Source organism: Microbulbifer sp. TB1203, from assembly GCF_030997045.1.
Taxonomy (GTDB): domain Bacteria; phylum Pseudomonadota; class Gammaproteobacteria; order Pseudomonadales; family Cellvibrionaceae; genus Microbulbifer.
The window spans coordinates 1,441,913-1,457,748 of the sequence record NZ_CP116899.1; the positions used below are offsets into that span (position 1 = coordinate 1,441,913).

12 protein-coding genes are annotated in these 15,836 nt (G+C 59.3%); 3 read left to right on the top strand and 9 right to left on the bottom strand.

Annotation, left to right across the window (positions count from 1 at the left end; genetic code table 11):
• Positions 1-163: 163 nt before the first annotated feature.
• On the top strand, positions 164-811 hold the full coding sequence (locus PP263_RS06095) for an isochorismatase family cysteine hydrolase (protein ID WP_308367474.1): 648 nt from the start codon (positions 164-166) through the stop codon (positions 809-811).
• A 96-nt stretch (positions 812-907) separates the two neighbouring features.
• Here PP263_RS06095 and PP263_RS06100 read toward each other — a convergent pair whose 3' ends face one another.
• From PP263_RS06100 to PP263_RS06115, 4 genes are all read right to left on the bottom strand, one after another.
• Entirely contained in the window at positions 908-3,634 is a 2,727-nt protein-coding gene (locus PP263_RS06100; protein ID WP_308367475.1) for a TonB-dependent receptor domain-containing protein, read from the bottom strand.
• A gap of 107 nt (positions 3,635-3,741) precedes the next feature.
• Positions 3,742-5,406, bottom strand: a complete 1,665-nt coding sequence (locus tag PP263_RS06105) for a serine/threonine protein kinase (RefSeq protein ID WP_308367476.1) — start codon at positions 5,404-5,406, stop codon at positions 3,742-3,744.
• Between the two features lie 319 nt (positions 5,407-5,725).
• A complete protein-coding gene (locus PP263_RS06110) occupies positions 5,726-6,289 on the bottom strand; it encodes a DUF1285 domain-containing protein (protein WP_308367478.1) in 564 nt (187 codons plus the stop codon).
• On the bottom strand, positions 6,282-6,962 hold the full coding sequence (locus tag PP263_RS06115; RefSeq protein ID WP_308367479.1) for a TetR/AcrR family transcriptional regulator: 681 nt from the start codon (positions 6,960-6,962) through the stop codon (positions 6,282-6,284). Before PP263_RS06115 ends, PP263_RS06110 begins: the two co-directional genes overlap by 8 nt.
• Positions 6,963-7,383: 421 nt before the next feature.
• Between PP263_RS06115 and PP263_RS06120 the strand changes: the two genes are divergently transcribed.
• Positions 7,384-8,259 carry an SGNH/GDSL hydrolase family protein gene (locus tag PP263_RS06120; RefSeq protein ID WP_308367480.1) on the top strand — a complete coding sequence of 292 codons (876 nt, stop codon included), beginning with the start codon at positions 7,384-7,386 and terminating at the stop codon, positions 8,257-8,259.
• Positions 8,260-8,344: 85 nt separating this feature from the next.
• On the opposite strand, the gene PP263_RS06125 is transcribed toward PP263_RS06120, so the two are convergent.
• The 5 genes from PP263_RS06125 to pepQ all read right to left on the bottom strand — a co-directional run bounded on the left by PP263_RS06125 (position 8,345) and on the right by pepQ (position 14,794).
• Positions 8,345-9,718 carry a DUF3526 domain-containing protein gene (locus tag PP263_RS06125; protein WP_308367481.1) on the bottom strand — a complete coding sequence of 458 codons (1,374 nt, stop codon included), beginning with the start codon at positions 9,716-9,718 and terminating at the stop codon, positions 8,345-8,347.
• Positions 9,715-11,121 (bottom strand): DUF3526 domain-containing protein, encoded by a 1,407-nt coding sequence (locus PP263_RS06130; RefSeq protein ID WP_308367482.1) that lies wholly within the window; start codon positions 11,119-11,121, stop codon positions 9,715-9,717. The genes PP263_RS06125 and PP263_RS06130 overlap by 4 nt, the downstream gene beginning before the upstream one ends.
• 137 nt (positions 11,122-11,258) lie before the next feature.
• Positions 11,259-12,008 (bottom strand): ABC transporter ATP-binding protein, encoded by a 750-nt coding sequence (locus PP263_RS06135; RefSeq protein ID WP_308367483.1) that lies wholly within the window; start codon positions 12,006-12,008, stop codon positions 11,259-11,261.
• 201 nt (positions 12,009-12,209) lie between these two features.
• Positions 12,210-13,457 (bottom strand): FAD-dependent oxidoreductase, encoded by a 1,248-nt coding sequence (locus PP263_RS06140; protein ID WP_308367484.1) that lies wholly within the window; start codon positions 13,455-13,457, stop codon positions 12,210-12,212.
• Positions 13,454-14,794 (bottom strand): Xaa-Pro dipeptidase, encoded by a 1,341-nt coding sequence (pepQ, locus tag PP263_RS06145; RefSeq protein WP_308367485.1) that lies wholly within the window; start codon positions 14,792-14,794, stop codon positions 13,454-13,456. Before pepQ ends, PP263_RS06140 begins: the two co-directional genes overlap by 4 nt.
• A 120-nt stretch (positions 14,795-14,914) precedes the next feature.
• On the opposite strand from pepQ, the gene PP263_RS06150 reads away from it, so the two are divergent.
• Positions 14,915-15,814, top strand: coding sequence for a dihydrodipicolinate synthase family protein (locus PP263_RS06150; RefSeq protein ID WP_308367486.1), 900 nt, complete (start codon positions 14,915-14,917; stop codon positions 15,812-15,814).
• The last annotated feature ends 22 nt before the right edge of the window (positions 15,815-15,836 follow it).

Consider the following 15,836-nt stretch of genomic DNA (forward strand, 5'->3'; position numbering starts at 1 on the left):
GCTCCCGGCGGATTTGTCCCTGGCGCTCACCCTTTGGGCGCCTTCGGCGTCCAAATTTGTTCCAGACAAATTTGTCGCGGCCATCGGCCGCTCCTACAAAGGAATCAACCGCCCCCACAACACCGGCTAAACTGATTCAGTAAATCCCCGATGCACTGGATTCATGAAACCCGCCCTACTCTGCATAGACCTGCAATACCTCGATGCCGCGCGCGGCTGCGGAATCTTCACCGATCCGGGCTACAGCGCTTTCGGCAAGGAGAGAGAGGAATACTACTTTGCGCGCCTGGAACAGCAGGTATTGCCCAATGTGCAGAAGTTACAGGCGCTGTTTCGCGACAAGGGCCTGGAGGTCATCCATATCCGGGTCATGTCGCAGACCGGGGATGGCCGCGACCGCACTTATTGGCACAAGAAACTCGGGCTGCACTGCCCGCCCGGCTCGCGGGAAGCCGAATTTATCGAATCCGTCGCGCCCCAAAAAGATGACCTGGTGATCAACAAGACCTCCGCCAGCCCATTCGGCAACAGCGATATCCACACCCTACTGTGCCGACTGGGCATTACACAGCTCTACTGCTGCGGGGTTTTTACCGACGTGGCAGTGGAATCCACCATTCGCGCAGCAGCCGACTTCGGTTACTGCCCAATGCTGATCGAGGATGCTACCGCTTCAGCCAGCGATGCCGTACAGCAAGACTGTATCAATCGCCTCGACGGACGCTATTGCGAAATGGTGCGGACGCGGGAACTGCAGGAAGATCTGGAACAGCATGTCAGGTCAGTGAGGAAAAAAACCGGGTACTGGTGACAGTACCCGGTTCTGAGGCGGTCTTGATCAATCGCTTGCCACATCCCTGTGGCCCTGTCCCTGTTTTTCGATTTTGATGATCCTTGAAATTACAATTCAGAACTTGTATTGCGCGCTCAATGCGAAAGATGATCCCGGCTTCTCCTCGAATACGATCACGTCGCTGCGCTCAATCTCGATGGACTCGTCAAGCAGGTTCTGCAGCTTCGCCTTGATGGTCATCTCGTTGCTGGGATACCAGGAGTAAGTCAGATCCAGCGAGTGAAACGGCTGCTCGAAGGCATCTGGTGCGCCGTTTCGGCCAGCCAGATACAGGCGTTCACCAAAGACGTTGTAGCCCAGAGTGGCGGAGTGACTGCCGTTCGGAGAGTCGAAACCCACCAGCATATTGACCACATACTCGGAAGCACCAGCCATTTCGCGCACTTGGTTAGTCGGTGCGTCGGCTTCTATGCCGGCCACCAACTCCGAATCCTGCAGGGTCAGGTTGCCCTGTATGAAGAAGATCTCCATAAGGCCGCCCATGAAACCCAAGCTCTTCATACCCTCTATCTCGACACCGGTAATTTCACCGGACTCGGCGTTAACAATTTCGCGGAGCTGGTTGGTATCACTGGTAGCCGCTTCGAAAAATTCGATTGGATCGGTAATATCCTTGTAGAAGGCGGAGATGGTCAGGCTGTCCCCGCTGTCGAAGAACCATTCTCCACGAACATCGTAGTTGTTGATCTCCGACGGGCGCACATTGGCATTCCCCTTAACCTGTTCGTCCGTTATCGGATCTATATAGATAGCGTCGGTAATTTCGCGCAGATCCGGGCGCACGGCGGTTTTCGAAGCACCGAAACGCAACTGGAAAGTCTCCGCCCATAGGGAACCCATGTAGGTCAGGGAGAGCGACGGGTAAACGTCGTCCTGCACATAAACGGCCCGCTCCAGCTCATCCGGGTCGGTTGGAATCTGCGGGTCGGCGGGAGTGTAGCCGTAGGGGTTCCACTCCAACGCCACCTGATTGTAATCCTCCCAGCGGGCACCGGCGGAGAGACGCCAGGTTTCATTGAAGGTCCAGTCGAACTTGCCGTACACGGCGTCGGTGGTGGTGGCGGCGATATAGCTTTGCTTGTTGCTGCCGGCCCGGTCGAACACAAAATTGTTGTCCGTACCGGTGATATTCTCATCGCCGAACACCTGATCCAGTGGTCCACCCAGGATGGAATCGTCGGCGACGCTGAAAATATCCAAGCGCAACTGTGTCTGCTTGTAGGTGCGGCCCTTTTCCGTGCGGGCAAAGCCGCCGCTCAGCTCCAGAGTGGAAGCGGAAAATTCCAGCGGCAAGGTGGCGGACCAGCCGTAGTTACGCACCTCGTCTTCCAGTTCCGTAAAACGGAAGTCCGCACTGCGGGAGCCGGTGCTCACGACAGAGCGGATGGTCTCACCGGTAGCCGGGTCGGTGATATTGTCCGAGTACACATTGACTTCATTCGGAATATCCGTGGTGGCCGCAGCATCCGTATAGAACCAATCGACCCGCAGCTCTTCCGGTACCCAGTCCAGCATGCCACCGGGAACCATTGCTTTGCTTTGCAGGCCGAGGGAGTGACTGCCTTTGACCTGATTGACCAGCATTTCCCGCTCTTCATACTTCAATGCGTATTCACGGAAGCCCAGGCCGTCGGAAATCTCCCGGTTTTCGTTGAAATAGTCGCTGATGGAAGTTTCGTCATCGGTATTGCGCAGGAACAGAGTAGTTGCCTCCACCTCGTGTTCGTCGGCGAAGCGCACCCCGATATTCAGGTTGCCGCTCATATTCACCGCATAAGTGGATTCGTTGCGGGTATCGGTACGTTCCTCCGGGAAACCGTGACTCCGCTTGATACGCTCCGTTTCCCGCCATTGGCTTTTGTAGGAACCGCCGGCCAGGAAGCCCAGTTCCCACTGCTCACCAAAGTAGAAGCGGTTGCCCACACTGGTCTTGATGTCCATATCCGGATCGCTGGAATCCTCTTCGACGGCGATGTCCCGGTTCAGATTCAGAGCCAGTTCCCGGTTCAGTGCCTGGGCTGCCGCCTCGGCCTCCTGCTCCGTGGCATACTCGTTGCCTTCGGCAATCAACGCCCTGCGGATACCCGCTACGCTCAGATCGCCCCTGAAACGCTGCATCGCGGCCTTGATATTGCCGGACAGGGCGCGGGTGCCGTCGTCAGTCCCGAACTCATCGTCGCTTCCACCGGAATAGCTCAATACGTCACCATCGGTCTCGGTGTTCATACCGGTGCCGATTTCAATCGAGTAGGTCAGAGCATCCGGAATGCCCTTGGTGCGAATATCCACGTTGCCGCCACCGAAGCTGGCGGCCTTGTCGGCGGAATAGCTTTTCTGCACTGCCAGGGATTCCACCACGGAGGTGGGGAAGAGATCCAGTGGTATCACATTGCGGGACAGATCCGGAGACGGCACAGTGGCACCGTTCAGTGTGGTGCTGGAATAGCGCTCACCCAGACCCCGAACATACACAAATTTGTCATTGACCAAAGACAGGCCAGAGACCCGACGCAGAGCCGCGGCCACGGTCGAATCGCCGACGCGGCCGATCATCTCGGAACCGAGAATGTCGGTGACCACCTCTTCTTCCAGGCGCTCACTGACCAGCATTTCCGCCGAATCACGCAGGCGCCCCTGAACCATCACCTCTTCAATTTGCTGGGCTTGCGGTGCCTGGACATCGTCCATTTCTACCTGCGCCCAAACTTGCGGAGTCAATGAGGAGGCCGCGGCAATAGCCAGTACCAGCGGCGCTCTCTGAAATTTTTCATTCTTAACCATTACCCAGGCCTCTTGTGTTCCTGTTTATCACTGCGGTAGAAGCAAAGAGGGCGCCGGCTCCCGTTGCGAAGCGGCGCCCTTGCATCGGGGATTAACCCGCTTGCGGCTTACTCAAACCACAGCGGCTGAGCGCGGCTGCCTTCGTGCAGGCCGTAAGTCCAGCCCCGGGTCCAGTCAGTACCGTTGACATCCAGGGCACCCAGGTAGGCGCGTTCCACCGGAGTCACGGTAGCAGGGGCAGGGTTTCCGTCCACATCCGAACCCACAACCAGGGCATCCGCGGTGTACATGGCCGGGGTTCCGGCCAGTAGGACGAGGTTGGTATCGGCATTTTGGGTGGGATCTACCGCACCGGAGATGGCGGCGAACTGGTTGCCGCTGTTTACGGCCCAGGTTTCCAGATCATCGGCGCCTACCGGACCGCCTTTGGTCTTGTCTTCGCAAGCGAAGATGTTGGAGGTGATAGCAACTTCGGTACCAGCTTCCGCTTCGGCCAGGGTCTCATCACTCTCGACACGCAGGCAGTAGTTGCTGCCCTCAGCACCGTTTTCGTCGGCACTGAAGGAGGCGGCTATCATGGAGTTGGTGATCATCGGATAGATACCTTCGCGGAAACGCCAGCCGGCACCCGGATCATGAGTGCCTGCCGCCTGGGCGGAGACGATACAGGTCAGTCCATCGATCACCGGGCGACTGTTGATGCCCTGGGCAATAATGTCCGCGTTTCTGGCCTCGCCCGCCGCATAGGAGCCGATACCGTCGGACTCGATACAATGGTTGCCATCGGCCTCGCTCTGAATTACCAGGGCGTTGGTGATAGCGCCGCGGTAGCCTTCGTCGATATCGATGGAGTCGTCGCGCACGTATAGAGCAACGTAGTTTTCGATATTCACGGCACCGCCGAAGAATTCGATGCCGTCATCGTAGGTGGAATAGGCCTGCAGATTGCGGACGATGGTGCCACTGCCGACGGCATCGAAAGCGACACCATTCAATTCGTCACCAGCCGCAACCTGGGCACCGGTATGCTTGACGCGTACGTAGGTCAGTTCACCGGAGCTGTCGGCGTTGTTGTCACCACCGTAGTATGAAGCCTCGTCGTCGGTGGAGCCTTCGGCGGCCACATGGCACTCGCCGCTGAGCGCCAGAGTACCGGCATCCAGGTTGCCGGTGTAAGCGCACTTGTTGGTAACGCCAAAGCCATTGATCACCATTCCGCCCCACTGGGAAACGTCTTCAGCAGCTACCGTGCCACGCACGTCGGTTTCGGAAGTGAAAGTGATCGGGGCGGATTCGGTACCGCGGGCAAAAATCTGGGAACCGCGATTGATTACCATGAAGGCAGAGCTGTCTTTGAATGCAATGGTGGCGCCAGCCTGGACTTCCAGCTTGACGGCGTCGCCGCCCTGGGCGATACCGGCCGCCTGCAGCTCCGCGTTGCTAGCATAGCTCTCACCCACGAACAGGCTGCCGTCGAAAATATGCGCACCGCCATTCGGCAGGGCCGGAAGGTAGAGATCTTCCGTCAGCGGATTGGAGGAAGACACGAAGTCAGTGCCGTAGCGGCAGTTGGCACCTTCCGGAGTACCCTGAACACCGGTGCTTTCAATAGTGGCGCAAGAGTTGCTAGTGTCGCCACCCCGGTTGGTTACAGAGTTGTCAGTAGAATTGTCTATGGTAGTCGGCTCGATATCGACACCACCGCTGTCACAACCGGCCAGCAATGCGGCGATTGTGGCTGCCAGCAGCAGCTTGTTGTTTACTCGCTTCATACATTCCCCCTACGGAAGTTTTGAATAACGGCCAGCTAAGAATCAGTTTTTATGCTTCAGCTGTGCGTCCTGAATTAAAAAACGGATCTTCAGATGGTCCTGAAACCCTGTTTGTTTTTCGCCTTGGCGATTCGGACGCGAGGGAGTGTAGAAAGGGATTGTTGCGGAATTGTTACCTTTTCGGCCTTTTACCGAAAAAGTTGTGACGGATTTTATCCCGGGAAGATAAGTTAATTTTTTATTTCAAAAAGGTTTCAGGGAAAGATTAAAAGGCGGGCATAAAGGCGAAAAAACAAGCGAGAAGAAATAAAATCCAGCGTCAGTAGTCGCCGAGCAAAAACCGCTCGCCGGCACTGCGAATCCAGAGCTGGCCGGTGGTATTTTTTTCCTCGACGGGAACATCTTCCGCCCATTCCACCAACTGGTAGTAGACGTCGCGGGAAAGGCGCGCCTGCAGGCCGTCCCGCACTTCGATATAGGGCACGAGCTGCGGCGGTTCGCCGAAGGGGTTTAACTGGAAGGGATGGCCGTGGTCCAGGGGCACCACATCGCCGGTATTGGTGGTAAACAGCAGCAGCTCCCGATTCCGCTCCCGTCCGATCGCCACCTGGGTGGCGATAAAAGGAACATCCTCTACCTGGATACGCCATTTCTCCACGGGAGTGACTAAAAAATACTCGTCACCTTCGCGCCTGAGGATGCTGGCAAACAGCCTGACCAGGGACTGGCGCCGGATCTCCGTTCCCTCGTGAACCCAGCGGCCATCCCGACAAATCCGCAGGTCCATATCGCCGCTAAGCTCAGGATGCCATCGCTGTACCGGCGGATGGCCGCGAAACTCCCGCTGCAGCTGCTGCAGCTGGTCGAACAGCGGTTCAGCCAAACGATGAACCCGCGCTGCCACCCTCGGCGCGTTTTTCCTCCTGCCCGCGACGGCCGGAGATATCGCCGATATGCACCCCCACATCCATGATGAACTCCATCAGGCCCTCCATATCCTCGATCACATCGGCGAAGGACTTGGAGTGGTACAACTCCACGGCCCCCTGCACCAGTGCCCAGTAGGTGGAGTAATAGAAGTAGGGAGGCACTTTTTTCAACACGCCCTGTTCCATCCGCCGCTCGAATACCCGGTTCAGGGCCGAGGCGTTGGAATTGCGGATGGCGTGCAATTCCTCAATCATCTCCGGCGCCTGGTTGAGAGCGATGATTTTCTCCTCCAGGCGCTGGAACAGACGGTCCTTGGCCGGGTCCGCCATGCGCGACTCGAAGTAGGCCCGCGCCGGCGCAGTGATATCTCCCTGCTCCGCGGTGGCCACCGCAGACTTCAAGCGCTCGGTAAGGGACTTCTCGTAGTCCATTAACAAGCGCATGTAAATCTCTGTTTTTGAAATAAAATGCTTGTAGATGGTGCCCTTGCCGATATCCACCCGCTCGGCGATCTGTTCCACGGTGACCTTTTCTTCGCCGTGTTCCAGCAACAACTCCAGCGCCGCATCGAGGATACGTTGCTCCCGCGCGCGGAAACGCTGAACCTTCTCTTTTGCCTTATCCATACTCCCGACCTTGGCTGCCGTTAAATTTGGGGACTGAAATTGACTATCCATTCATGAATGATAGGCAATTCATCCAACTTGGAAAAGCAAATCCGGGAAATTCGTCCTTTCGAACCACCTTGCTTCGGCTCTCGCCGAAGCAATCACCGCCATCTGATGGCCGTGGCGACTCTTCAACCTCGACAACTTTGTTATTGGACTCAATATAAATACCGGGGACCTACCGGAGTATGGAGACGCTGGCAAACCCGATGGAGCCGGATACTGCGATCCGGGAATTCCCACCCGCAAGTGGAACCGCCGCAGGAGTGAGTCACCTTTTCGATAATCACTGACCGAGCACATTTATCCCGGAATATGCTATAAGGCAACTCAGCCAGCCACCGCAACGACTTTCCGCCGGCCACGCAAGGAGCACGGCATGTTCAAGAATAAAAATCTTGTTGTATCCGGTCTTTTTACCGTCGCCTTGATTTTCGGCGGCTCGCACGCCGCTGCCGACACGTCGGACCTTGCCCCGTCGGGCGCCCCTTTCTACTACCTGGCCCTGGGCGATTCCCTCGCCGCCGGCGAACAGCCCGACGGCGAAGGGGGGCAGATTGTCGGGGATGGCTACGCGGAGCGACTGCTGTCACATTTCGGGCCCGATGTGGAACTGGTCAACCTCGGCTGCAGTGGCGAAACGACCTCCTCGATGATCTACGGTATCGGTTCCCGATGCACCTATCCCGGCGCTGTTTCACAGCTCGACGCGGCCGTACAGTTCCTGCTGACCCATCCCGGCCAAGTGATGGCGGTCACTCTCAATATCGGCGCTGACAATTTCAGCGGCTGCGAAATCGACGCCCCCGATACCACCTGCCTGGTTGATCAGGCCGCCACTGTCAGCGCAGAACTGCCACCAATCCTATATGCCTTGCGCCGGGCAACTGAGCCGGAGACAAGGATCGCCGCAATGACCTATTACGATCCCTTTCTCGCCCACTGGCTGCTGGGAGAGGAAGGCCGGTTGCAGGCGGGGCTGACGTCTCTCGCGGTCACCAGCTTCAATCTACTGGAGGCGAGTATCTACGCCGCTCAGGGCGTGCGCATCGCCTATATCGGCGACGCCTTCGAAACCCTCAACCAGCAGCCCACCATTTATCGCGGCCGGGTGATGCCGACTAACGTGGTACGCATCTGCCAGCTCACCTGGATGTGTGAACTCGGCGATATCCACGCCAACGACGCCGGCTACCAGCTGATCGCCGACACCTTTGCCGAGGCGTTGGGGTTGCCGGTTGTCTTTCAGTTCTGATCCGAATGGCACTAAGTTAAGGCCGGGGCGCGCCTGCTACCGGGGGCTTACGGCTCGCCCCTCTCACCAGGGGTTTATCGCTTGCCTATCGCAGCATACGCAGTTTTCGCCAGGCGGCGATCAATAGCAGCGCAATCAATAACAGCAAAGTTGCCATCACCTGAATCATCACGGCTCCGACACCCGTCCGGCTGTAGCTGAAGTGCGGCAGAGCGGCCAGGTCGATCCCGTCCGCTGGCTGGTTGTCGAAAAACAGGAAAGGGAAATAGAAGTGTTGCAGCTGGCCATGATAAGACACGATCTGGTCCAGATACTGCTGGTAGGCGAGCGCGTCCGTGTCGGCCAGGCGCTGTAACGCCAGTTGAAGGCCTATAGCGGGCGACAACCAACTCCAGTTCAGCCCGGCCCGGTATTGTTCCAGCCGCTTTTCCCGGTAGGCTTCCACTTCGTGGGCCACCGTGTCGTCACTGTGCTGTTGCATGGCGTAGTACCATTTCCAGTGAAATCCCTCGGGCAGGGGCGTGGTATCCGCCCACTCGGGATGCTCGGAGAGGTAAGCATCGAACTCCGCCTGCTTGTCTTTATCCCAACTGCTGTTTATGGATTCCCGCTGTTCCACCTGGGCACCGATGGCCAGCCCCAGTTCCTGGCTGTCCAGGCGGGCCAGGTAGGAAATCCCGGGGACCAGGAACGCCAGAGCGATCCACAGGGCGCTGTAATAAACCAGGTTCTGGCGTCGATTCCTGTTGAAGCTGATCAACCAGGCCACCAGCGCGAACCAGAACAACTGGTACAACAGCAACAGAGCAGTGACCATACCGAAACCGGCGAGGTCGGCAACCCCCAAAAGCAGGCAGGCAAGGCCCAACACAGCGACGTTCAGCGCCAACAGAGCGGCGAAGCGCACCGCCAGGCGGATGAAAATCAGTTTGCCCGGCGATGGCACGGAAGCCGCGATCAGCGGCCAGCGCCGCGCCTGCTGGTCGTCGGCGACGATATTGACCGCGAGCACACCGATCAGCAGCGGCAGCAGATAAACCCATATAAAACCCAGATCCAGGCGCGCTGACGGAGCGTGCTGATAATTCTGCAGGGCGCTGTCGTTCATCTGCCCCTGAATGGCGAGCAGGCGCACGCGCATGGTGTTGTTGTAGTCGGCCCGCTGGCCGGGGAACAGACCGTTCCATGCAGTCGGCTGGTGCCAGGTGGGCATAAAGGTGTAGTAAGCCGCCTGGCCGGCGATGTTTGCGGGGTCGGCGCTTCCATCCAGTGCTTTCGACCAGTGAGCGCGCTGCTGCCCGAAACGCTGCTCGGCAACCGCGAAGTCGGCGGCGGACTGTTTCAGGGCCTGGTGGCCGGCAAAAATGGCCAGCAGGCACAGCAGCCCATAGAAGGTCAGCAGCGCACGGGTAACCCCCGAGCGAAAAAAAACCAGTGTTTCAAGCTTTACCAGATTCATGATGCCCTCCTGCGAAAACCGACCACCGCCACCACTGTCCACAACAAAACCGCTACTGCCAGCAAAGCCAGCCGCTGCGGCGGCACGGACAGGGTCTGGCGCCGGTGCTCAAAGGGCGCGAACGCTTCCCAGTGGCTGCTGCTGAGCCGGGTTTGCCCGTCGGTCTCGTAATCGAGCTTCCTGGTCTGGAGATCGTTGAGCCTGGTGATCAGGTCGAAACGGTAGGCCTCTGCCTGACGCTCGAAATCGTAGTAACTCTCCGCGTCATTGCCGGTGATCGTGAAAGAAAGCCGGGCCATCAGAGCATAGGGAGACGTCACGGAAAGCCAGTCGTACAACCTGTCCTGCCGCCGGTAGATGCCGGTAAGCCGCCGGTAGTGCTCGTCGAATACCACTGTGCCAATACGCTCGCCCTCCTGCATGACAACGCCACGCCAGTTGACGGGCAGGTCCTCTACCCGCTCGACCCCGTACCGGGCGAGGACACTTTCGCGAAAATCGTTGAAGTAGGGATCGTTGGGATCGTGGGAATCTCCGATGCGGGCAATTGCGTTCTCCACCTGGATATCAAAGACCGCTCGCGAGGGCGCCGGATAGACAGCTTCAGTCACCGTGGTCAGCGCACGGGGGATAACCACCACCCACAGCAACCACAAACCCAGGGCGAACAGCAGGCTGCGGGAACTGGAGCGGCAGTGGTAGGAAACCAGCAGGATGGCCGCGATCCATACCAGCCAATAGCCGAGATAGGCCAGCAGGCTGAGCGCCAGACGCAGCCACACGTCGGTATCCGCCGCCGCCGGTGAGGCGAGCACGAAGGCGCCGGCCATCATCGCCAGGAACGCCAAATAGATAGCGCTGAGGAACAGGAAAACCAGTCCCTGGCCGACAAGGAACTGCACCGGCTTGACGCCCAGGCTGAGCAGCAGGTTGAAATTGCCGTTGCCGCGCTCATCGCTCACCGAGCCGTGAGCCAACGCGATCAGCACCAACGGCCAGAGTACCAGCACCAGGGTGGCCACCGACAGATAGCCCAATCCCAACTCGCGGGCGCTCACCGTAAACTGGCGTAAACCGCTGCTGTTCTGTCGGTGCGATTCCAGGAACAGCACATTGCCCACATAGGGATTGACGCCGGCGTCGAGAAAGCTCAGCGGCGAGTTGAAGCGAAACGCCAGGCTGCCGTAGTGGGTCACCCGGTGCGGGTGGCGGTCGGGCTGGGTCCGCCACAATTCGTCGTTCACCCCCTGCCAGTGGCTTTGGGTGGCGAAAAACGCCTTTTGCTGATGCCAGTGGACGCCGGCCACCGCCGCCACCAGCACCAGGCTGAGGGGCAGGAGAATTCGCAGGGTGCGGCTGCGCCACTGTCGCACCAGTTCGCGTTTAAAGATCGCTCTGATCATGACTAAAACTTCCGGATCACGGAGAGGTGCCGTTACGGCCGTCCAGCGTCGAATGAATGGTGTCGAGGCCTGTGAAGCCGAAAGCCATAGGCGTATTCGGCGCGGTGCAGAGGCGGGCAAGCGATTTCACCTGCATCTCAAACCCCCGCCAGGGCCGATTGGTCGCTGACCGGCTCCCGTTGCTCACCGAAGTAAATGCGTTCGACATCTTCCAGATGAATATCCGCCGTGGGGAATACCGCCTTCAATTCACCCCCGCGCATTACGCCGATACGGTCAGCCAACAGGTGCGCGCACTGCAGGTCGTGGGTCACCATCATCACCGCGCAACGATTGGCCCTCAACGCCTTCACCACGTCGATAAAATCCCGGGTGGCAACCGGATCGAGGCCGGAGGTGGGCTCGTCCATCAAGACCAGTCGGGCGTTTTTCAGCAGCGCAAAGGCGATCACCACTTTCTGGCGCATGCCTTTGGAAAACTGGCCCAGATGCTTGCGATGATCGGCGGCGCTCAGCCCCACCCTCACCAGTGCCTCGGTGATAGCCGCCCGGTCGAGATGAAGCGCCGAGACGGCCGCCAGGTACTCAATATTCTCGACCGCATCCAGGTCATCGTAGAGACTGACGTTTTCCGGGATATACATGATATGGCGGCGGCTGGATGAGGTCGGTTCCAGCAGGTTTTCATCACCCCCCTGTGCATCGCCCAGCAGGGCCTCGCCGCTCGTTGCGGGAAGCAGCCCCAGCAACATTTTTACCGTGGTGGTTTTGCCCGCACCGTTGGAGCCCAGCAGGCAAAAGACTTCTCCGGCAGCGATTGAAAAGGAAATCCCCTTCACGACGGGTTGTTCCCGGAAGGACTTGCAGAGATTACTGACTTTCAGCATAAAGATCCCCTGTTGAGAGAATAACGGCAATAAGCGCGCACAGAAGACTCGCGGCCATCCGCTCGAGCCCAGATAAGATACGTTGTATCATATCTAAAATAAAGCCCTTCGGGGAAGTCCGGCTCCCGAGTCGCGACCAGCGCAGTACATCCGCCGAGCCCTGGTTCTATGGGGAGCGCTGTGTCTATTCGGGGCAAGACTTCAGAAGCGGTCCACCGCCAAGGGGCGAATATCCACCTCCGGCGGCCGCCCTTCGACCAGATCGGCGATAATTTCCGCAGTGATAGCCGCCTGGGTCAGTCCGAGATGTTGGTGGCCGAAAGCGAAGTAAATATTTTTTCGGTTTGGCGCGCGGCCGATCACCGGCAGGGAGTCCGGCAGCGAGGGGCGGAAGCCCATCCAGCGCTGCGCATCGTCCCGCCGCAGTCCCGGTAGAATCGCCTCTGCGTGCCGATAGAGAATATCCGCGCGCCGGTAGTTGGGCGGGGCTTTCAGCCCGGCGAGTTCCACCGTTCCGGCCAGGCGCAACCCGTCCTCCATCGGTGTTATCACAAAGGAGCGCTCGAAAGAGACGACTGGTCGTTCGAGTTCTACGGAGGGCTGCGGCAACATCAGGTGATAGCCCCGCTCGGTATCCAGCGGCACCCGGCAACCCAACTGCGCGGCCAGGGATTTGGACCAGGCCCCGGCCGCGACAATGACCCGACGCGCATTCAGGGCGCCGTTGTCCAATTGCACCGCCACCTCGCCGTCGGCCTGTGGTGTCAGCCGCTGCACCTCGGCACGCTCGAAGGTGCCGCCACCGGCTCGGAAAACCCGCGCCAGCTCCCGCACCAGCCGCAGCGGGTTCACTGTGTGCGCGGTATTGGGAAAGTAGAGACCGCCGACCAGGGACTCGCTGAGCGCCGGTTCCAGCTCACGCAGTGCGCCGGTGTCCAATTCCTCGATTTCTATACCGTAATCCCGCAACACTGCCACGGTGGCGCGGTGGGTCCTGCGGCCCTTTTCCGTCTGGTACAGGGTTAGCGCGCCGCGCTTGACCATTAAATCCTGCAAACCGGTGCGCGCCAGCAAGCGGTCGAAGCTGGCAATGGAACGGCGATTCAGCTCGCGAAGGGTGCGGGCGGAGGCGCGCGCATTGGCGGGCAGCGCGGCCCGCGCGAAGCGCAGTAGCCAAGGCAGCATGCTTGGCAAGTACGACCAGCGGATTACCAGCGGGCCCAGGGGGTCCATCAGCATTTTGGGAATCGACAGAATCGTCTGCGGGTTGGCCAGTGGCAGCACCGCGTCGGTGGCGAAATGGCCGGCATTGCCGGAGGAACAGCCGCTGCCCGGCTCCGCTCGGTCCACCAACAACACTCTGTCCCCCCGGCTCTGTAACTGCTCGGCAATGGCAGTGCCGATTACGCCAGCGCCGACCACCAGGGTGTCGACTTCCACGCTGTTCACGCCTTTCCCCCGTCGGTTGCGCGAAAGGCGTCGCGGCTCTGGTTTTCTACTCCATCCGCATGGACCACCACGCAATCTTCCACGCGTACGCCGCCGTAGCGGCGAAATTCATCCACTTTTCTCCAGTTTACCCGGCTGGCATCCGGGCCCTGCGCCAGCTCCTCCAGCAGCATATCGCTGAAATAAATTCCCGGTTCAATGGTAAACGCCTGGCGCTCCTCCACCTTGCGCACCAGACGCAGGAAAGGCGCCTTGGGATCGCGGGGATATTCCTCGCCGCCGGGACTTTTCAGGTAACCGCCCACATCGTGCACCTGCAGGCCGATAAAGTGCCCCAGGCCGCAGGGAAAGAAGGAGCGGCTGATGCCCTGCGCCACAATATCCTCCGGTTCAAGGTGTACAAATTCAAAACGGGACAGCAGCTGCGCCAGGTGCAGGTGCGCCCGCCAGTGTAACTCTGCAAAGTCCACGCCGACGCGCACCTCATCCACCAGCGCCCGCTGCACCGCGTCCACAGCGTCCACCAGTTCGGCGTACTCATCGTCGCGGTAGGCGTAGCTGCGAGTGATATCGCTGGCGTAACCCCGGTATCCTGCACCGGCATCGATCACCAGCGAATGAATATCTTCGGACCGTAACAGCTCACGCTCGGCACCGTGGTAGTGCAGTATTGAGCCGTGTTGATTGACCGCCACGATATTGGCATAGGGCAACTCGCACTCCAGCACCTCGGCGCCGCCCAGGTAGGCGTGGTGGATATCCAGCTCGGTACCGCCGTCGAAAAATACCTCCCGCGCGGCAGTGTGTCCACGCGCAGCCATGCGGTTGGCCCGGCGCAGGCACTCGATCTCGTAATCGGTTTTATAGGCACGCCGGTAGTGCAGCTCGGCGATCAGTTGTGGCGGATTGATCTGTTCGGCGCGGAATCCGCCCAGCAGTTGCGGGTCCTCGCCGATATAGGCGCAGCGCTCCAGATCCGCCGGCAGGGCTGCGGAGATCTCTTCCGGCGAGGTGGCCAACACGATATCGAAGTGCTCCACCCAGTAGCCCTCCGGGTCCGCCGGCGGCTTGTGCCAGTAGTCCCGCGGCTGGAAATAGATCAGCTGCGGCCTGTCCCCGGCCGAAACCACCAGCACCGAATAGGGATGCTCCAATAGCGGCAGCCAGTGCTTGAAATGCGGATTGGTGCGGAAGGGGTAGCTGTTGTCGTCCAGAAACGGCACCTTGGGGGTGCCGGCATGGATCAGCAGGCAATCGTAACCGATGTTCTCCAGGGCCCTGGCGCTACGGGCATTCAGTTCGGCAATATGTTCGCGATAAAGCAGGTCCAGATTCATTTTTCCTCCGGCAAAACGGCCAGGCGGCGTTATTGTTGTTGACAGTGTTTGCAAACCTTATTTATTGTACACAATAACAATTCAGACTAAAGCGGTTTCTTGATCCAACGAGGAAGTATTATGCAAACCAACTGGAGCGGTGTTTTCCCCGCAGCCACCACCCAATTCAACGCCGACGAGAGCCTGAACATCCCCGCCACCATGGAACACCTGGAAGTGATGCTCAACGCCGGCATCAACGGCCTGGTGATGCTGGGCACGGTGGGAGAGAACTGCTCACTGAGCGTCGAAGAAAAACTGGAAGTGTTGAGCGCGACCGTGAAACAGGTGGCCGGGCGGGTACCGGTACTCACCGGTGTGGCCGAGTACACCACCACCGGCGCCTGTGCCTTTGCCCGCTCCGCCCGGGACGCCGGCGTCGACGGCCTGATGGTACTGCCGCCCATGTCCTATAAAGCCGACAGCGCTGAAGTAACGGCACATATCCGCGCGGTGGCTGAAGCCACCGACCTGCCGGTGATGATCTACAACAACCCCGCCTGTTACGGCGTGGACATTTCCGCGGAAACCGTGGCCGAACTGGCCGGGGTGCCCAATATCGTCGCGGTGAAGGAATCCTCCGATGATCCCCGCCGCCTCACCGATATCGCCAACCTGGTGGACGACGACTTCATCCTTTTCTGCGGCGTGGACGACCTGGCCCTGGAGAGTGTCGCCCTGGGCGCCCACGGCTGGATCTCCGGCCTGGTGAACGCCTTCCCCGGAGAGAACCGCCTGCTCTGGGACCTGGCCACCAGCGGCAATTACGAGGAGGCGCGCAAGGTCTACCGCTGGTACACCCCCCTGCTCCACCTGGATACCAAGCCCAAGCTGGTCCAGTACATCAAACTGGCGGTACAGGAGTGCGGCTACGGCAGTGAACTGTGTCGCAACCCGCGCCTGCCGGTGAGCGGGGAAGAGCGCGAGGAAGTGTTGGGAATGATTCGCAAGGCCATCGCCACGCGTCCGGAGATCAATTAAGCAGCAGAGTTAAGCAGCAGAG